The sequence below is a fragment of the Verrucosispora sp. CNZ293 genome, assembly GCF_002754655.1.
Genome location: NZ_PEFR01000001.1, coordinates 1,146,841 through 1,164,994, shown reverse-complemented (window position 1 = coordinate 1,164,994; position 18,154 = coordinate 1,146,841). Strand labels below are relative to the sequence as shown.

Here is an 18,154-nt window from a genome sequence, read left to right as displayed (position 1 = left end):
CGATCGGCCGGCGCGGAGGGTGGTGCCCGATCCGATCCGACGAGGAGTCCCGGTGCGCAAGGTTGTCTCGGCTGTCCTCACCGTGGTTCTCGCGCTTACCGCTACGGGTTGCGTCGGCGGGTCGCCTGGCGATCCGGGCGTCGACGAGGACCCGTACAGCGAGTCCGCGCTGCGCTACGGCATGGCACCGGTGCCCCACCCCGACCTGACGTACCAGCCCGACGTGGTCCTCGTCGGCGGCGGCGGGCGCTCGGTCCGGTCGGTCACCGCCGACGGCTTGACCTGGCGGCTCGACGGCGACGCGCCGCGCGCCGACGACCTGGCACCCGGGAAGGTCATGTTCGTCACCGGCCGTGGCGTCGGCCGGGTGCTCGACGTGCAGCGCGACGGCGGCGACCTGCTCGTCACGATCGGCCCGGTCACCGTCACCGACGTGATCCGCGACGGCACCCTCGAACAACGCGGCATCGCCATCGAGAACCCGGTGGTCTACCAGGCCGGTGAACCGATCTGGGCGATGCCCGAAGAGGAGGCCGACGCCCTGGGCGCCACGCCGACCGGCCGCGCCGGCCGAACCGGGCCGCTCCGGCTCGCCCCGCCGCCGCCGCGACCGAACCAGCCGCCACCGAGCCGTGGCGGTGGCGAGGTCAGGACTGTCGTGGCCAACTTCTCCACGGGCGTCAGCCTCAACGATGGCGCGGAGGTCAGCTTCCACTACCACCGCAACGGTACGAAGTTGTCCGGGCGGGCCGCGCTGACCTTCGCCAGGCCGGAGGCGGACTTCCACCTGAAGATCAACGGCGGGTCGGTGACCCGGGCGGAGCTCTCGATAAGCGGCGGCTTCGGCATCCGCTACTCGTTCGAGGCCGGTCTCCGGGACGGGCAGAACATCCGGGCGGTGCTGCCCATCCCGGTGGACTTCAGCATCCCGATGGGCACCGTGCTCGGCGTGCCGCTGGCGCTGACGCTCAGCCAGACGGTGAAGGTCACCACCGCCTTCGGCGCGAAGGTGGGCACCATCAAGGGCAAGGGTGAGTTCTCCCTCGCCGGCTCGCTCGGCTACGGCTACGCCAACGGCACGTTCGGGCCGCAGGTCAGCAAGAACTTCAAGCGCAAGGAGAGCCTGATCAACTCCTTGCGTGGCGTCCCGGTCGGGGTGATGGGCCTGCTCATCGAGCATCAGGTCCGCTTCGACGTCGGGTTCAGCGCGTTCGTGCTCAAGGCCGGCCTGTTCTTCGAGGTGTCCACCGCCTACGGGACGACGATCGGGTCGGCGCTGGGCGCGCCGCTGGCGGTCTGTCGGGGCGTGGGTATCGGCGTCCGGGCCTCGTACGGTGTGGGTTACACGATCCTGGCCCCGGTGGTGAACGTGATCAACAAGTTCCTCAGCCTGATCAATGTCAAGCCGATCGACCCGTCCGGCAAGCTGGGGCCGCCACCGTACGTCATCCACAGCGACGAGGAGATCATCCCGCCCGGCACCAAACTCTGCGGCACTCCGAAGCCGTCCGCAGGCTGACCTCGGCACACCGGGGGGTCGCCGGCCCCGACGTCCGCGATCACCGGTCCGCGTCGTCGCCCGAGGGTGCGGATCCGGTCGCCTCGGTGCCGAATCCGTCGAGGGTGGCACGCTCGTCGAGGGTACGCAGTTCCTGGAAGACGGTGATGTGCAGACCGGCCGGGGCGTCGAGGCGGGCGTTCACCGACTGCCACGGCGTGGTGGTGGGTGGGGCCACCTGCTCGGCGCCCGCGGCCACCAGCCGGTCGGTGGTCGTCGCGGTGTCGTCCACCTCGAAGGCGACCCGGATGCGCGGGGCGACCTGACGCCCCACCTCGACCTCGTCGATCATGCGCTTCTGCGCCGGATTGGCAATCTCCAGCGTGGCCCGCCCGGCGTCCAGGATCACCACCTGGGCGTCGTCCGCGCCGGAGAACGCGGCCTGCTCCGGCAGCCCGAGCACGTCGCGATAGAACCGCACCGCCGCGTCATAGTCGTCGGCCTGCACCACGAGCCGCAACTGGCGGACCGTCGACGTGGACTCCTCGGATGAACTCACAACTGCCACTCCCCTACGTCTGTTCAGTGGGTGCGCGCCGCGCTCAGTCGGGCAGGTCGGCGATCCGGGTCGAGAGCTCGCGCAGCATGGTGAGCTCGTCGGCACTGACGTGCTCCAGGAAGCGGGAGCGCACCGAGACGACGTGGTGCGGGGCTGCCTGTTCGAGGACGCCGAAGCCGTCGTCGGTCAGCCGCAGGAGACAGCCACGGGCGTCCTGCGGATCCGGGTCCTTGTCGATGAGCCCGCGTACCTGCATCCGTGCGGCGTGGTGGGACAGGCGACTGCGCGACCACTCCATCTTCGCGGCCAGCTCGCGGAGCGGCCACCGTCGGTCGGGTTTCTCCGACAGGGCGCTCAGCACCTCGTAGTCCGCGGCGGACAGTCCGGAGTCGCGCGCCAGGTCGCGGCCGATCCGGGCGGGTAGTGCGATGAGCAGCCGCCGGAAGGCACGCCACGCCTGCTCCTCGTCCGCACTCAGCCAGGCGGTGTCCATGACCGCCACCCTACCCTTTGTTGACACGTCATTGAAAATCCCCGTAGGGTCGATGACATGTCATCAAATAGCCCGGGCGACCTCCGGGTCCTCGTCATCATCGCCAGCACCCGACCCGGCCGGCTCGGACCCGCCATCGCCGACTGGTTCGTACGGACGGTCCGGCCGGACGCCGGGTCCGACGCGATCACTGTCGACGTCGCCGATCTGGCCGACATCGCGCTGCCGTTGCTCGACGAACCCGAGCATCCCGCGAGTGGCAGCTACCGGCACGAGCACACCCGCAGGTGGAGCCGCACCGTGGCCGCCGCCGACGCCTTCGTGGTGGTGACACCCGAGTACAACTTCGGCATGCCGGCGGTTCTGAAGAACGCCCTCGACTTCCTCTATCACGAGTGGGCGTGGAAGCCGGTTGCCTTTGTCAGCTACGGCAACACCTCGGCCGGCACCCGGTCGGTGCAGATGGCGAAGCAGGTCGTCACGACACTGCGGATGATGCCCATCGGCGCCACTGTCGCCCTGCGCATCGCGGACAACATCCACGAGGATCGGGTGACCGGGTCCGCCGCGCTCGACGGTGCCGCCCGGGCAGTGCTGGGCGAGCTGAGCCGGGTGGCCCGCGCGCTGCGTCCGTTGCGCGCCGGAACGGACCCGACGGCCGTCGACGGGCCGATTCCCGGCCTCACCCTCCGCGAAGCCCGGTCCGGCGACCTGGCGGAGCTGCTCGTCCTGCAACGGTGCTGCTGGGTCCAGGAGGCAATCGTCAACGACACCCTCGACCTGGCGCCGCTGCGGGAGACCCTCGGCGACCTGACGGCGTCGCTGACGACCTGGCGGTGGTGGTGCGTACGCCGCGACGGCCGCCTCGTCGCCGCGGTACGCGCCCGGGCACACGAGCGGGCCTGGCTGATCGGTCGCCTGATGGTGGCGCCCGACCAGGCGGGCAACGGCGTCGGCTCGTGGCTGCTGGCGTACGCCGAGGGACAGGCACCCGCGGAGGCCACGCACTGCGCGCTCTTCACCGGCCACCGCAGCATCCGCAACATCGGCCTGTACGAGCGCGCCGGCTACACCCTGGTCACGACCGCCGACACCCCGCCCGACAGCGTCCGCCTCGCCAAGCCCCGCCCCGCCCAGGCGACAAGCGCTGTCCACCACGGTGCCGGTGTGGTGTGATCTCCAGGCATGAGGGTCAGGGTGGTCGGTGCCGGCGTCGTCGGTCTGACCAGCGCGCTGCGCCTGACCCGCGACGGCCATCAGGTCGACGTGGTCGCCGCCCGGTTGGGCGACGACACGACGTCGGCGATCGCCGCGGCGCTCTGGTACCCGTACCGGGCCTTTCCGACGACTGACGTGACCCGCTGGTCGGCGTTCACCTACACGACCCTGCGTGGGCTGGCCGCCGATCCCCGTACCGGCGTCCGGATGCGCCTGGGGCGGGAGCTGTTCCGTGGGCCCGCCGCCGACCCGTGGTGGCGGGACGCGGTTCCTGAACTCACCCGGGTCACCGCCGAACGGCTGCCGACCGGCTACGTCGACGGGTTCGAGCTGACCGTCCCGGTGGCCGACATGGCGGTGCATCTGCCCTGGCTGCTCGGTGAGTTGGCCGCCGCCGGGGTGGCGCTTGGCAGCCAGCGGCTCGACGACCTGGCCGACGCCTTCGTGGGTGTGGACGTGGTGGTCAACTGCACCGGGCTCGGCTCCCGGGAACTGGTCGGGGACGCCCGCCTCACCCCGGTGCGGGGACAGGTGGTCGTCGTGGCCCAGTTCGGTCTGCGGGAGTGGCTGCTCGACCAGTCCGATCCACGGCAGCTGCGCTACGTCGTGCCCAGGGGTGACACGGTGCTGCTCGGCGGCACCGCCGACGACGGCGACGAGGATCTGACCGTTCGGTCGGACACGGCCAGCGGCATCCTCACCCGCTGCGCCGACCTCGTACCCGCGCTGCGCGGCGCGCGCGTCCTCGGCCACCGGGTCGGCCTGCGACCCGGTCGCCCGACCGTGCGGCTGGAGACCGAGATCACCGATCGTGGTCCGGTGGTGCACTGCTACGGCCACGGCGGTGCCGGGGTGACGCTCGCCTACGGCTGCGCCGAGGACGTCGCCGGCCTGGTGTCCGAGCTGCCCTGAGCGACCACCCCCGCCAGCCGACCCGGCCGCCGCACCGCAACGGCGCGACCGGCGGTGTCACCGGGACGGCGTGGACGGCGGCAGCGTCACCGTGACGGTCAGGCCCCCGGCGGAGCGTGGTTCGGCATCGGCGGTGCCGCCGTGCGCCCGGGCCACCGCCCGCACGATCGACAGCCCGAGCCCGAAGCCCCTGGTGCCGGCTACCCGCTCCCGGCTGAGCCGCCGGAACGGCTGGAACATCGTCTCCACGTCGTAGCTCGGGACCACCGGACCGGTGTTGACCACGACAAGCGTGGCACGTCCGGCCACCTCGGCGGTCCGCACCCGTACCCAGCCGTCCACCGTCACATTGTGCCGCAACGCGTTCTCCACCAGGTTGAAGGTGAGCCGCTCCAGCAGCACCGGGTCGCCCACGGTGCGGGCCGGCGCGAACGACCGGTGCACCTGAACCCCTGGATACACCGGTGCCACCTGGTCGACCACGTGGGCGGCGATCTCGGCGAGGTCTACCGCCGCCCGCTCGGTCACCTCGCTCTCCGAGTCGGCGAGGGTGAGCAGGCCGTCGATCAGCCGCTCATGCCGTTCGTTCACCGACAGCAACGCCTCGCCGAGCCGACGTACCTCGGCCGGGGCGTCCGGCCGGCTGACCGCCAGCTCGACAAGCGCCCGGTTCAGCGCCAGCGGCGTACGCAGCTCGTGGGAGGCGTTCGCCACGAACCGTCGTTGCCCGTCGAAGGACCGGTCGAGCCGCTCCAGCATCTGGTCGAACGTGTCGGCCAGCTCCCGTACCTCGTCGCGGGGGCCGGTCAACGCGATCCGTTCGTGCAGACCACGTCCGGCGGAGTCGGCCCCGGCGATCCGGCGGGCCGTCCCGGTGATCTGGTGCAGCGGTTGCAGCGTCCGGCCGGCGATGAGCCAACCGATCGCGACCGCCGCCGCCGAGACCACCACCAACGCGATGCCCCCCTGGGTGAGCAGCGACTCCAGGGCGTTGCGCCGGGCCTCGGTCTGCACGTCCTGGATCAGCATGCGGATCTTGTCGAGGTCCTCCATCGACGTCGGAATCCGGGCGACAACTGTGGCACGCTCCGGCAGCTCGGCGCGCATCGGTTGCGCCAGCCGCTGATCCACGAGCACGTACGTGACGCCGAGCAGGACGATGCCGGCGAGCATCAGCAGACCCCCGTAGACAAGGGTGAGGCGGGCCCGCAGAGTCAGTCGCTTCACCGGATCGCGTACCCCGCGCCCGGCACGGTCTCGATCACCGGAGGGTCGCCCAGCTTGCGCCGCAGCTTCATCACGGTCACCCGGACCACGTTCGTGAACGGGTCGATGTGCTCGTCCCACGCCCGTTCCAGCAACTCCTCCGCGGAGACCACCGCCCCGTCGGCCCGCAGCAGCTCGGCCAGCACCGCGAACTCCTTGCGCGACAGCGGCACGTACCGACCGTCGCGGTACACCTCACGGCGGCCCGGGTCCACCGCGATGCCCGCCCGGCGCAGCGTGGGCGGCGCGGCGGGCCGGGCTCGGCGGGTCAGCGCGTGCACCCGGGCGGCCAGCTCCACGAACGCGAACGGTTTCACCAGATAATCGTCGGCGCCGAGGGCGAGACCGGCCACCCGGTCACGCACCGCGGCGGCCGCGGTGAGCATCAGCACCCGGGTGTCGCCCCCGGAGTCGACGATCGCCCGGCACACCTCGTCGCCGTGCACCACCGGCAGGTCCCGGTCGAGCACCACCACCGCGTACTCGTTGACCCCGAGCCGTTCCAGGGCGGCGTCACCGTCGTACGCGACGTCGACCGCGAACGCCTCCCGCCGCAACCACTCCGCGATGGCATCGGCCAACACGTCCTCATCCTCGACCACCAGCACTCGCACCGGTCCATGGTGCCGCGACCGGGGATAACGCCGCCGTAAACGTGATCGGTTATGCCCGCGATACGCCCAGTCGCGTGCACTGTCCGGTGTCCGGCGACCGCCGCCGGACACCGGAAAGGACACCGACGATGCGACGGAGCACAGGCACGCTTCCCGTGCTGCTGATCCTGATCCTGGTCCTGGCCGGCTGCGCCGGCCAGGCCGACGACCGGGCCGGGGTGGCCACGGCCGGCGGTGCCGGCGCGACCGCCTCCGCCTCCGCCTCGGCGACCGGCGCCGACGGCAGCGACGCAGAGCGACGGCTGGAGTTCGCCAGATGCATGCGGGACAACGGGGTGGAGATGCCCGACCCGGAGGCCGGCAACGGGCCGATGTTCCGGTTCGACGGCGACGTCGACCCGAAGCAGGTCGAGGCCGGCATGGAGAAGTGCCGCCACCTGTTGCCCAACGGCGGGCAGGCGGCGCAGCTCGATGCCGAGCAGCTCGAACAGATGCGGGTGATGGCCCGGTGCATGCGCGAGAACGGGGTGCCGGACTTCCCGGACCCGGCAGCGGACGGCCGGATTCAGATCCAGCGCGACGCCCTGGCGATCGATCCGAACGATCCGGCTTTCCGCTCCGCCTTCGAGGCGTGCCGTCAGCACGCCCCGCAGTTCGGGGGCGGCCGGTGACCCGCCGTACCCGCCTGCCCGCCGCCGGTGGGGCGGCGCTGGTCCTCGTCGCCGGGGTCGGCGTGGCCGCGGCGGTCGGTTTCGGTGGCGGCACCGGAGACGACGCCGCCGAGGCCCGCCCGGGAGCGCCCGGCAACGCCACGGTCACCCGGCAGACCCTCGCCGACGGCGAGACCGTCGACGGCGAACTGGGGTACGGGCCCAGCCGGACCGCGACCAGCCGGCTGCCCGGCACGCTCACCGCACTGCCGGACACCGGGGCGCGGGTGACCCGGGGGAAGTCCCTGTACGCCCTCGACAACGATCCGGTGGTCCTGCTGTACGGGCGGCTGCCCGCGTACCGGACGCTGCAACCCGGCGTCGAGGGTGCCGACGTCAGACAGCTGGAACGGAACCTGGCGGCGCTGGGCTACTCCGGCTTCACCGTCGACGACGCGTACACCTGGGCCACCGCCGACGCGGTCCGGGCCTGGCAGGACGACCTCGGCCTGTCGGAGACCGGCCACGTCGAACTGGGCCGCGTCGTGTTCGCCGACGGTGCCGTCCGGGTGGAAGGTCACCAACTGGACGTGGGCGCGGCCGTCCAGGCGGGGCAGGCGGTGCTGACCTACACCGGCACCCGCCGGCTGGTCACCACCGAACTCGACGTCGACGACAAGCGTCTCGCCGACCGTGGCACGGCGGTGCAGGTGACCCTGCCCGACGGCCGGCGGGTGGCCGGGAAGGTCGACACGGTCGAGACGGTGATCCGCAACGGTTCGGCGGACGCCGGTGGCGACACCAGCGCCGAGACGAAGATCGAGGTGACGGTCGCTGTCGACGACCAGAAGGCGCTTGCCGAGTTCGACAGGGCGTCCGCCGAGATCACCTTCACCGTCAGCGAGCGTGCGGACGTGCTGACCGTGCCGGTGGCGGCGCTGCTGGCGCTTGCCGAGGGGGGCTACGGCCTGGAGGTTCTCGACGACGGGAGCAGCCGGATCGTCGCGGTGACCACCGGGCTGTTCGCCGACGGTCGGGTCGAGGTGAGCGGCGACGGAATCGCCGAGGGCACCACCGTCGGGATGCCCCGGTGAGCGGGGACGTGGTCGTGCTCGATCAGGTCGGCAAGCGGTACGCCGGTGACGTGGTCGCGCTCGCCGACGTCTCGCTGCGCATCGGGTACGGCGAACTGGTGGCCATCGTCGGCCCGTCCGGCTCGGGCAAGTCGACGATGCTCAACGTCATCGGCACGCTGGACCAGCCGACCTCGGGCACTGTGGTGATCGACGGTCACGACGTGGCGCGGCTGTCCGACCGACGGCTCTCCGCGCTGCGGGCCACCCGGATCGGCTTCGTGTTCCAGCAGTTCCACCTGGCCCCCGGCGTACCTGTGGTGGACAACGTGGCGGACGGGCTGCTCTATGCCGGCGTACCCCGGCGGGAGCGGCGGCGGCGTGCGGAGGCCGCGCTGGACCGCGTGGGTCTCGGGCATCGGCTCGGTCACCGGCCACACCAGCTCTCCGGCGGCGAACGGCAGCGGGTCGCGGTGGCCCGGGCGGTCGTCGGCGAGCCCGCCGTGCTGCTCGCCGACGAGCCGACCGGCAACCTCGACACCGGCTCCGGGGCGGCCGTCCTCGACCTGCTGTACGAACTGCACCGGGCCGGGACGACGGTTGTCGTGATCACCCACGACCGGGAGATCGCCGAGGCGCTGCCCCGGCAGGTGCGGATGCGCGACGGGCGGATCCGTCCGGACTCGCGGCTCGCGTCGAGCGGGGTGAGCTGACGTGGCCGTGACGTTCGACGACCGGCCGACAAACCAGCTCGCCCCGGCCCGGATGCCCGCCGCCGACGTGCTGCGGGTGGGCGGGGTCGGGCTCCGGACCCGCCCGCTGCGGGCGTTCCTCTCCGCGCTGGGCATCGCCATCGGCATCGCCGCCATGATCGCCGTGGTCGGCATCTCGTCGTCCTCGCGTGCCGAGCTGGATCGCACCCTGGCCGCGCTCGGCACCAACCTGCTCACCGTGTCACCGGGCCGGACCCTGTTCGGCACCGACGCCCAACTGCCCGACGAGTCGGTGACGATGATCAGCCGGATCGGTCCGGTGACCCAGGTGGCGGCCACCGGTCAGGTCGACGACGCGCGGGTCTACCGCACCGACCGCATCCCCGAGGCGGAGACCGGCGGCGTCGCGGTGCGGGCGACGCAGCTCGGGCTCCTGGACACCGTCGGCGCCCAGGTGACAAGCGGCACCTGGCTCAACGAGGCCACCGCCCGGTACCCGGCGGTGGTCCTCGGCGCGACCACCGCCGAACGGCTCGGGCTCGGTGCCGCCGGCCCGGACGTGCGGGTGTGGCTCGGCGGTCGCTGGTTCACCGTGGTGGGCATCCTCGCTCCGGCACCGCTGGCGCCGGAGCTGGACAGCTCGGCCCTGGTCGGCTGGGCGGTCGCCGCGAGCCAGCTGGGCTTCGACGGTCACCCGACGACCGTCTACACCCGGGCCGAGGCCGATCAGGTCGAGGCGGTCCGCGCGGTGCTCGGGTCGACCGCCAACCCGCAGGCACCCAACGAGGTGGACGTCTCCCGTCCCTCGGACGCGCTGGCCGCCGCCCAGGCGACCGACGAGACGTTCACCGCGTTGCTGCTCGGGCTGGGCGCGGTGGCCCTGCTCGTCGGTGGCGTCGGGGTGGCCAACACCATGGTCATCTCGGTACTGGAACGGCGGGCGGAGATCGGACTACGCCGCTCGCTCGGTGCCACCCGGGGTCAGGTCCGCACCCAGTTTCTCGCCGAGTCGCTGCTGCTGTCGGCCCTCGGCGGAGCTGGCGGAGTGCTGCTGGGCATCCTGGTCACCGCCGGATACGCGCTCTCTCAGGGCTGGCCCACAGTCGTACCGGCGTGGGCGACGAGCGGCGGTGTGCTCGCGACGCTGCTCATCGGCGGTCTGGCCGGGTTGTACCCGGCCGTCCGGGCGTCCCGTCTCTCGCCCACCGAGGCCCTGGCGACGACCTGAGCCGGTCGAGCACGGAGCGCCGCCACACCCCAGTCGACGCCGCGCGGCATCCGGGTCGGTTCCCGGGTGCCCCGCGGCGTCACCGCCCCGGGCCCGACGTAGGCCCGAGGGCTCAGGCGGGTGGCCCGTTGCCGCGGACGCCCCCGGTGAGCCGGGCGGCCATCGCGGTACGGGAGCGGACCTGGAGCTTGGCGAAGACCCGGTTCAGGTGGGACTCGACGGTCCGTGGGCTGAGATACAGGCGCGCGGCGATCTCCTTGTTGCTCAGGCCGGTTGTCGCCAGGCCGGCGATCTCCTGCTCCCGCGCGGTGAGAACGGTGTCGCCGGCCGGTCGTTCGACACGTGTCGGCCCGGCGGCACGGTGCCCGGCGAGCACGGCTGCGGCCCACTCGGCACCGCAGGCCCGGTAGCCGATCTCGGCGTGGTCGAGCGCCGTGGTTGCGGAACCATGCCGTCCCGCGCCGAGGTGGGCGGCACCGGCGAGGTGGCGGGACAGCGCCTCCTCCAGCGGCGTTCCGGCCGCCGCGAAGCTGGCCGCCGCGCTCTCCGCCAGCGCCGTCGCGCGGTCCGGCCCCACCATCCGGTACGCGGTGAACGCCCTGGCGAGCCGGGCCAGGCCGATCTCGTACACCAGACCGGCGGCCGTTGCCTGCCGTTCCGCCCGCTCACCGACCTCGGTGGCCCTGGCGAGGTCACCGGTGCCCACGGCGGCGACGACCGCGACCACGTCCCGCGCCACCAGCACCGGTGGATGCCTCGACGGTGGGGTCGCCGGATCGGTGAGCAGGTCGGCACAGCCGGTCCAGTCGGCCGCGAGCGCCCTGGCCAGGGCCAGCTCCACCCGGTTGATCCGCCACCAGGCCCGGGACCGTGGTGCCCCGGCCACCGGGTCGGACCCGCCGCTGCCCGGGCCGACGGCGGGTCCGGCCGTGGCCAGGGCCGCCGCCGGGCCGGCCGTCCAGAGCACCGGACGCAGGCGCACCGCCGCCGCCATCGCACCCATCTCGGTACTGCCGACCCGCTCGGCGGCTGCTCGCGCCTGTTCCGCGGCCTGCACGGCACGGCTCAACCGGCCAGCGCGGGTGTGCGCCAGGGACTCCATGACGAGCAGGTACGGCGAGGCGCTGCTCGGTCCGAGGCCGTCCAGGATCCGTCTGGCCCGGGTGAGATGTCGGTGGGCGTCGGCGACGTTGCCCAACTGGATCTCCACGAGCGCCAGCGGCGAGATGATCTCGACGTACGGCCGCAGGTCCGCGTCGTTCGTGGCGTCCACCGCGACCACTGCGGCGGCGAGCTGGTCGCGCGCTGACCTGGCGCTGCCGAGGTACAGGGTGGTGAGCGCCCGCAACGTCCGCGCCGCCGCCACGAGCACCGACCGGCGGTCGTCCAGCAGCTCAAGTGCCCGCTGCGCATGGTGCACCGCCGAGGTCGGCTCCTCCCGGAAGGCATCCACAGCCGCCAGCTCCACGTGCAGTTTCGCCTCCTCGACCGGGTCGAGCCCGCCCCGGCCGAGCTGCGCGCCGAGCGTCGCGGCCGCCTCGGCGAAGTCGCCGAGCTGCCGGGCCACCGCCACACTGAACGTCTCGGCCCGCGTCTGAACCGGTCCCCCGGCCCGGCGCAGCCGCTGGAGCACCTCGCGGCTGCGGGCCAGCTCGCCACTGCGGCCGAGGGCCCGGGCGTACCACATCGCCACCTCGGCGCGCCGCTGGTCGCGCGGACCGGCGTCGGGCATGATCCGCAGCGCGGTGCCGAGCCAGCGGGCCGCCTCGGCGGGGGCCTCGTGCGCGAACGCGATGCCCGCGTCGACAAGCGTCGCCACGGCTGTCTCGTCGCCGTGTCGGGCGGACCGCTCGGTGTGGTGGGCCACCAGCCGTCGGGAGGCCCGCCGGCCACGCAGGTAGCCGGCGGTGCGGGTGTGCGCCTCGAAGCGCCAGGCGGCACCGGTCAACGCGTACGCCGAGGCCCGCATCAGCGGATGCCGGTACCGCAGTCGACCACCGTCGGCGTTGAGCAGCCCCAACCGTCCGAGCTGGTCGACCGCCGCGGTGACCACGGGCATCGGCAGGCCGGCGACGTGCCCGACGAGGTCCATCGTGGTGTGGTCGCCGACCACCGCGGCGATGTGGGCCACCCGCTGCACCGGCGGCGGCTGGGCGGTGATCTCGGCGGCCAGTCCGGCCAGCACGGACCGTCGCGATCCGGCGAGACAGTCGGCGTCGACCGGGTCGCGCCGCCGGGCCAGTGTCGCCAGCGCGTCCAGTTCGTCGTCGGGCAGCCGGGACAGCGCCTGGATGTACAACGGATTGCCGAGACTGGCCCGCAGGATCAGCTCCCGACGGCGGCGTGGCACGTCGGCCAGCAGCACGTCGAGACTGGCCTCGTCCAATGGTGAGAGGTCGATGAGGGTGGCCGCCGCGCCGAGCCGGGTGATGGCGTTCACCAACCTCGCCGGCGGGCAGGCGCTGCGGAACGCCACCGCGAGCAGCATCGGCACCGGCGGTGGTTTGCCGATCAGATGCTCGGTCAGCTCCAGCGACGCCGAGTCCGCCCAGTGCACGTCGTCGAGCAGCAGCGCGACGCCGGCTTCCGGCGCCTCGGCGAGCATCCGCCGCACCACCGCCGGCATCGACGGCTGCCCCGGGCCGCTGCCGACCGGCTCCACCATCTCGGCGTAGAGCCCGAACGGCACCCCCTGCTCGTACTGGGTGGACCGACCGACGCGGACCAGCAGGCCCGCGTCGGCGGCCCGTCGGGCCAGCTCGCGGAGGATCCGCGTCTTGCCGAGGCCCGCCTCGCCGCACACCTCCACCGCCACGGACCGTCCGCTGAGCACTGTCGTCACCGCTCTGTCCAGCGACTCCAGCTCGGCTTCCCGGCCCACCAGCACCGGATCGTGCCCGAATCCCACCTCTCGGCTGGCCGTCATCTCGCCTCCCCACGGGGAGTGTCACAGCGACAGCCATCGGTGACCATCAACTATCGGCCCGATCGTGCTCGGCGGCGTCGGTGTCCCGCCGGCCGTCGCCGGTTCACTCGATGTCGACCTCGATCTGCGGCGTGCTGAGCAGCGTGTTGTGCACCGTGCAGTGACTGGCCACGGCCCGCAACGCGGGCCACCTGTCCGCTGGCAGGTCCGTCGGCGGCCGTACGGTGATCCGGATGGCGGCGACCCGGGCCGGTCGGTCGGTGGCCATCTCGAACGACGCGGTCACCGTCAGCCCGGCGCGGTCGTGCCCGTGCCGGCTGAGGTAACGCCCGGCGTAGTACGCGACGCAGGAGGCGAGCGAGGCGGCGAACAACTCCGTGGGGCTGGGCGCGGTGTCGGCACCGCCCGCGTCGACCGGCTGGTCGGCGAGCAGCAGGTGATCGCGGACCCTGATCTCGTACGCTTCGCCGGCACGGAACCGCACGTCGATCGGGTCCAGGCCGATTCCGGCGTTCCTGGATGTCATGGCCCCTCCTCGCGCTACGTCGTCTCCCCTCCATCCCAGTCCCGGGCGGGCACGGGTGGCAGGGCCGTTGGACCTGCTGGCCGCCTCCCTTCCGACCCGGCCTGCTCCGAGCCCGGCCCGCCGACGGCGCGTACGGTCCTCAGCCGTGCCGTTCTCACCGCGTGACCCGGTGCCGGGATGCCGGTACGTCAGCGTGCCGGTGCGTCACGTGGTGCCGAACTGGCCACGGTGGATGACCGAGCTGGCGTCGCGGCGACGCGCGGCGACGGCGGGGTTCTGCGGTGGCAGGTCGTCGGCCCGGTAACCGACACAGATACCGCCGATCGGTGCGTACTCGTCGGGGATGCCGAACTCGGCTTTGAATGCGGCCGTGTGCGCCGGAACGTCGACCTCCGGCCGGGAGTCCTCACCGGTTACCGGCATGATGCCGAAGAAGCAGGCGTCCAGGCCTTCGTCGACGGCCGTGAGCAGCATCATCAGCGCCGCCATACCGGTGTCGACGTACCAGTAGGGTGCCGGCCAGCGGGCCTCGGACCGATCGGCCCAGCCCTTGTCGGCCTCGGCGTACCGGGCGAGGTAGGCCGCCTTGTGCGCGAGCGGTACGACCACGAGCGGCGCGTTCTGCATCGTGGGGGTCTGCGCGACACGGGTCGGCACGAACGGCCAGAATCTGGCGCGGTCATCCGGCTCGGTGAGGGCGAGGAAGGCCCAGCCCTGCGAGAAGCCGGCCGACGGCGCCCGGAGCGCGCTGGCCAGAATCGTCTCGATGACCTCGGGGCTGAGTGGCCGGTCGGCGTAGTGCCGAACCATTCGACGGCGACGGATAACCTCTGCGAACTGCATGCGGGTGATCCTGCCACCGGGGCCGACCCGCCACCACGTCCCGCCGCTGCCGCAGCCATACCCATGGATTTACTCTACCTAGCTTGGTAGATTACGAGCATGCCCCACGAGGTACGGATGACCCTGCCGACCCAGCTCGTGCTACGTACCCTCCTGGACCGCCCCCACCAGGAGTTCTACGGGTTGGAGCTGTGCGCCGCGGCGGGTCTGGCGAGCGGCACCCTGCATCCGATCCTGGCCCGCCTCGAACGTCTCGGCTGGTTGCGGTCACGGTGGGAGGACCTCGATCCGCACGAGGCGGGCCGGCCCCGGCGTCGCTACTACTCACTGACTCCCGACGGCGCCGAGAAGGCCCGCGTCGCACTCGCCCGGGTCTCCTCCTCGGTGGAACGCCTGCGGACCCTGCGTCCGGGGCTGTCCGGAGGGACGGCGTGAACGGGGCACGCCCGGACCGGCCGCGCCCCGCACCGACGGCATGGACGTCGGGCCCGGGAGGGCACCCCGCCATGTCGGAGGCGAGCGACGACGTACTGCGCCGGGTGCTGGTCGGGCTCCGCGATACCGGTCCGGAGGGGATCCTCCTCCCCCGGCACGCATCGGTCACCGCGCCGCTGCCGCGACGGATCCCGGGCGACAATCCGATGCGACTGCCCGCATGGGCCGGGCAGTGGGCGCCGATGCCCGTCACCCGCGACGCGGCCTCGGTCGCCGCGAACGCCCACTACTACTTCCGGGGCTACCGGGCCGGCGCGGCGGTGGCCGTCCAGCGGCTCGATCCGGGCGTCGCGGTGCTGCCCAGCCCGATCGCGGCGGCCACCGTCGGATCGACCAGACGGTCGTCGCGGGCACGTACGCGACGCGCCGCGATGCGGCTGGTCGACGTCGTCCTGCGCGTCATTCCCGAGGTGGAACGGCCGCGCTACGGCGAGGAATTCCGCGCCGAGCTGGCGGAACTTCGCGGGCTGCACCAGCTCGCCTACGCCGCCCGGCTGCTGATCGCCGCACCGGCGCTGCGGCGCAGCCTGAGCGGCGATCCGCTGCGGGAGAACGGGGGCCGTCGGTGGCCGTTCCGCGACTGAGCGCTCTTGCCGCCGGCGGCGGAGTGTTCTCCGTCCTCGCCCTGGCAGGTTGGCCCGCGGTCGTCGTGCTTCTGGCGGCGGCGGCCATGACCACGGCCCTCCTCGGCTGGGTGGTGAACGACCGGGAACGGCCGGAGCGGCTCGCGCTGATCATCCGGGCCATCCGTCAGCAGCCCGCCCGGACCGGCCGGTCCCGGTCGCTGCGCTGACCCGCCCGGCACCATCTGCCGCTGGTGGTCGGTGTCGCGCCGCCCGTACGATCGGGTGGTGCGTGAGCTGCTGCGATCGTGGTGGCACGAGCCACGCCCGGCCGGGCCGCCACGCGGCCGGCGGGACTGGACGCTTGTCGCCCTGTTCACGGCGACCGCCCTGCTGGAGGGGCTCGTACGGTCGGACCTGCCGGCACCGACGCTCGTGCCGGTCCTGATCGGAGTCGGCCTCGCACCGGTGCTGCTCTGGCGACGGACCAGGCCATTGCTGATGGCCGCGGTCGCCTTTCCGGTCTGTGCCGCCGGTGAGGTCGTGGTGGGCGGCGACCTCGGCCTGCACACGCTGGCCTTCCTGCTGATCCTGGTGTTCTCGTTGTCGCGGTGGGGCTCGGGGCGCGAGGCCGTGTTCGGAGCCGCGGTCGTCGCCGGGAAGATCACGCTGTCGGCGGTGGTCGGTCACCTCGAACCGGGCGACGCGCTGGCCGGGGCCGGGGTGGTGTCGGCCGCGCTGGCCCTCGGAGCCGCGCTGCGCTACCGGGCGCGCGCCCGCCAACGCGAGTTCGAGCAGGTGAAGCTCCTGGAGCGCGAACGACTCGCCCGCGATCTGCACGACACCGTCGCCCATCACGTCTCCGCGATGGCGATCCGGGCCCAGGCCGGGCTGGCGGTGCTCGACACGCAGCCAGGCGCAGCCGCCGACGCGCTACGGATCATCGAGGCCGAGGCGAGCCGGGCCCTCGTCGAGATGCGCGCGATGGTCCGGGTGTTGCGCCGCGACGAGCCGGCCGACCGGACACCGGCCCCGCGCATCGCCGACCTCGAACAACTGGCCAGCCGCTCCGCTCACGGCCCGCCGGTCGAGGTGGAACTCGTCGGCGACCTCGACGGGTTGCCGGCCCCGGTGGCCACCGCGATCTACCGCCTGGCACAGGAGTCGGTCACCAACGCGCGTCGGCACGCGCGGCACGCGACGCGGATCACGGTGCGGGTCGCCGGTGACGGCGAGTCGGTGCGGTTGCGGGTGAGCGACGACGGAGAGGGGCCGGGTGCACGCGGGTTCGGACCCACCGGCTTCGGGCTGATCGGCATGCGGGAGCGGGCCGAGCTGCTGGGCGGCTCGGTGGACGCCGGGCCGGACCTGGACCGCGGCTGGACCGTCACCGCGACCCTGCCGCGTACGGCGGCCTGAACCGCCTCACCGGACGGCGGCCGACCGTCACCTCCGGGCCGGCCGCGCCCCGCTGGTCACTGACTCCGGGTCAGGTCGGCCTCGGCCGCAGCGCGGGCAACCAGCTCGTCGCAGGGGGCGGCCGGTGCCGGGCTGCGCCACTCGGCGGCCGGCGCGGGCTCAGCCGGGATCGCGGAGGCGGCACCGCGTACCCCGGCGATCAGGTCGGCTGTGGTGTGGGCGCGGATGCCGAGCGGCGGACTGTCGGTGAACCGCCCGACGACCGCTCGGACGTGCTGCTCGGCGGGTTGCGCGAGCCCGTCGTACACGGCCGCGAACAGTTCCCGGGCCGGCTGCCGGAGCCAGCCGGCCGGCAGCAGCTCCAGCGGCAGTTGCGGATCGAGGGTGGGAAATCGACGGAAGGTGTCCATCACCTCGGTACGCGCTCGAACCGCCGCGGCGCCGTCGACCTGCCCGGATCTGACCAGGGGCAGCAGCGACGTCCAGCTCTCCAGGAACGCCTCGTAGTGCCCGGTGATGGCATCGATGTCCCAGGCCTCGATGGGGGCACGATCACTCGTCGAACCCAGCGCGCTCTGCCGGCCACGGAAGACGGTGACGGTGCCGAGGGTCAACTGTTCGAGCTGCGCCCGCGCCTGCGGCGTCAGTTCGTACGGTGAGATCCACAGACCGTCGTACAGCGGTGCGTACCCCAGCCAGCGGAGTTGGCTGCGCAGTGCCCGGCGTTGCGCGCTGCGATCCTGTGGCAGCGAGAAGGCCACGATCGTCCAGCACCCGTCCCACGGCGCCGCCGCGGTGGCGGAGGTGAGGATCCAGTTGCCGCCGGTGGAGAGGTTGGCGGCGGCGGCACGGCTGAGCCGGTACGAACTGCGACGGCCGTGCCGGCTGCCTTCCAGCACACCACGACGGGCCAGCCGGCTGATCGCGGTCCGGGCACCGGCGGTGGTCACCCCGGACTCGGTGAGCAGCGCGACGATCGCGGCGGAGGGCAGCGCGGCACGGGTCCGCAGGGTGTAGTCCGCCAGCAGCGTCATGGCGAAGCCCTGGGGCGAGTTGCCCACCTGTCGTCGGGGCATCCGGAGCGAGTTGCCCCCGTCGTCGGAATAGATCTCCTCGATGTGGAACGGGCTAGTCACGGGCGCTCCGGACTCGACTCGG

General features: G+C 72.9%; 19 protein-coding genes. 11 read left to right on the top strand and 8 right to left on the bottom strand.

The window, feature by feature from the left end; all coding sequences use genetic code 11:
* Positions 1-52: 52 nt before the first annotated feature.
* Positions 53-1,519 carry a hypothetical protein gene (locus CLT74_RS05310; RefSeq protein WP_099845540.1) on the top strand — a complete coding sequence of 489 codons (1,467 nt, stop codon included), beginning with the start codon at positions 53-55 and terminating at the stop codon, positions 1,517-1,519.
* A 40-nt stretch (positions 1,520-1,559) separates the two neighbouring features.
* Here the strand turns inward: CLT74_RS05310 and CLT74_RS05305 are convergent, their stop codons facing one another.
* Both CLT74_RS05305 and CLT74_RS05300 read right to left on the bottom strand, forming a co-directional pair.
* Positions 1,560-2,057 (bottom strand): VOC family protein, encoded by a 498-nt coding sequence (locus CLT74_RS05305; RefSeq protein WP_486582009.1) that lies wholly within the window; start codon positions 2,055-2,057, stop codon positions 1,560-1,562.
* 43 nt (positions 2,058-2,100) lie between these two features.
* Positions 2,101-2,550: a MarR family winged helix-turn-helix transcriptional regulator gene (locus CLT74_RS05300; protein WP_099845539.1), complete on the bottom strand. Its 450-nt coding sequence runs from the start codon at positions 2,548-2,550 to the stop codon at positions 2,101-2,103.
* Positions 2,551-2,607: 57 nt separating this feature from the next.
* Here CLT74_RS05300 and CLT74_RS05295 point away from each other — a divergent pair, with 57 nt between their 5' ends.
* The gene (locus tag CLT74_RS05295) at positions 2,608-3,726 is read left to right on the top strand and encodes a bifunctional NAD(P)H-dependent oxidoreductase/GNAT family N-acetyltransferase (protein ID WP_099845538.1); all 1,119 of its coding nucleotides are present in this window, start codon (positions 2,608-2,610) and stop codon (positions 3,724-3,726) included.
* A 9-nt stretch (positions 3,727-3,735) separates the two neighbouring features.
* Positions 3,736-4,680 (top strand): FAD-dependent oxidoreductase, encoded by a 945-nt coding sequence (locus CLT74_RS05290; RefSeq protein ID WP_099845537.1) that lies wholly within the window; start codon positions 3,736-3,738, stop codon positions 4,678-4,680.
* A 57-nt stretch (positions 4,681-4,737) separates the two neighbouring features.
* On the opposite strand, the gene CLT74_RS05285 is transcribed toward CLT74_RS05290, so the two are convergent.
* Positions 4,738-5,907: a sensor histidine kinase gene (locus CLT74_RS05285; protein WP_099845536.1), complete on the bottom strand. Its 1,170-nt coding sequence runs from the start codon at positions 5,905-5,907 to the stop codon at positions 4,738-4,740.
* Positions 5,904-6,560: a response regulator transcription factor gene (locus CLT74_RS05280; protein WP_199172117.1), complete on the bottom strand. Its 657-nt coding sequence runs from the start codon at positions 6,558-6,560 to the stop codon at positions 5,904-5,906. The genes CLT74_RS05285 and CLT74_RS05280 overlap by 4 nt, the downstream gene beginning before the upstream one ends.
* 128 nt (positions 6,561-6,688) lie before the next feature.
* Between CLT74_RS05280 and CLT74_RS05275 the strand changes: the two genes are divergently transcribed.
* From CLT74_RS05275 to CLT74_RS05260, 4 genes are read left to right on the top strand one after another with little or no spacing between them, the layout of a single operon-like run.
* The gene (locus tag CLT74_RS05275) at positions 6,689-7,231 is read left to right on the top strand and encodes a hypothetical protein (RefSeq protein WP_199172116.1); all 543 of its coding nucleotides are present in this window, start codon (positions 6,689-6,691) and stop codon (positions 7,229-7,231) included.
* The gene (locus CLT74_RS05270; protein WP_099845534.1) at positions 7,228-8,304 is read left to right on the top strand and encodes a peptidoglycan-binding domain-containing protein; all 1,077 of its coding nucleotides are present in this window, start codon (positions 7,228-7,230) and stop codon (positions 8,302-8,304) included. Before CLT74_RS05275 ends, CLT74_RS05270 begins: the two co-directional genes overlap by 4 nt.
* Positions 8,301-8,996: an ABC transporter ATP-binding protein gene (locus tag CLT74_RS05265; protein ID WP_099845533.1), complete on the top strand. Its 696-nt coding sequence runs from the start codon at positions 8,301-8,303 to the stop codon at positions 8,994-8,996. The genes CLT74_RS05270 and CLT74_RS05265 overlap by 4 nt, the downstream gene beginning before the upstream one ends.
* Positions 8,997-9,048: 52 nt before the next feature.
* The gene (locus tag CLT74_RS05260; protein WP_099851351.1) at positions 9,049-10,224 is read left to right on the top strand and encodes an ABC transporter permease; all 1,176 of its coding nucleotides are present in this window, start codon (positions 9,049-9,051) and stop codon (positions 10,222-10,224) included.
* 112 nt (positions 10,225-10,336) lie between these two features.
* On the opposite strand, the gene CLT74_RS05255 is transcribed toward CLT74_RS05260, so the two are convergent.
* From CLT74_RS05255 to CLT74_RS05245, 3 genes are all read right to left on the bottom strand, one after another.
* Positions 10,337-13,150 (bottom strand): helix-turn-helix transcriptional regulator, encoded by a 2,814-nt coding sequence (locus CLT74_RS05255; protein WP_099845532.1) that lies wholly within the window; start codon positions 13,148-13,150, stop codon positions 10,337-10,339.
* A 103-nt stretch (positions 13,151-13,253) separates the two neighbouring features.
* Positions 13,254-13,676 (bottom strand): OsmC family protein, encoded by a 423-nt coding sequence (locus tag CLT74_RS05250; RefSeq protein WP_099845531.1) that lies wholly within the window; start codon positions 13,674-13,676, stop codon positions 13,254-13,256.
* Positions 13,677-13,880: 204 nt separating this feature from the next.
* On the bottom strand, positions 13,881-14,519 hold the full coding sequence (locus CLT74_RS05245) for a nitroreductase family protein (protein ID WP_099845530.1): 639 nt from the start codon (positions 14,517-14,519) through the stop codon (positions 13,881-13,883).
* Between the two features lie 99 nt (positions 14,520-14,618).
* Between CLT74_RS05245 and CLT74_RS05240 the strand changes: the two genes are divergently transcribed.
* From CLT74_RS05240 to CLT74_RS05225, 4 genes are all read left to right on the top strand, one after another.
* Entirely contained in the window at positions 14,619-14,954 is a 336-nt protein-coding gene (locus CLT74_RS05240) for a PadR family transcriptional regulator (RefSeq protein WP_239093047.1), read from the top strand.
* Between the two features lie 71 nt (positions 14,955-15,025).
* Entirely contained in the window at positions 15,026-15,598 is a 573-nt protein-coding gene (locus CLT74_RS05235) for a hypothetical protein (RefSeq protein WP_099845529.1), read from the top strand.
* Positions 15,599-15,684: 86 nt separating this feature from the next.
* Complete coding sequence (locus CLT74_RS31145) at positions 15,685-15,807, top strand: hypothetical protein (protein ID WP_486582006.1); 123 nt, start codon at positions 15,685-15,687, stop codon at positions 15,805-15,807.
* A gap of 58 nt (positions 15,808-15,865) precedes the next feature.
* Positions 15,866-16,996 carry a sensor histidine kinase gene (locus CLT74_RS05225; protein ID WP_099851345.1) on the top strand — a complete coding sequence of 377 codons (1,131 nt, stop codon included), beginning with the start codon at positions 15,866-15,868 and terminating at the stop codon, positions 16,994-16,996.
* A 56-nt stretch (positions 16,997-17,052) separates the two neighbouring features.
* On the opposite strand, the gene CLT74_RS05220 is transcribed toward CLT74_RS05225, so the two are convergent.
* The gene (locus CLT74_RS05220) at positions 17,053-18,132 is read right to left on the bottom strand and encodes a PaaX family transcriptional regulator C-terminal domain-containing protein (protein WP_099845527.1); all 1,080 of its coding nucleotides are present in this window, start codon (positions 18,130-18,132) and stop codon (positions 17,053-17,055) included.
* Positions 18,133-18,154: the final 22 nt, after the last annotated feature.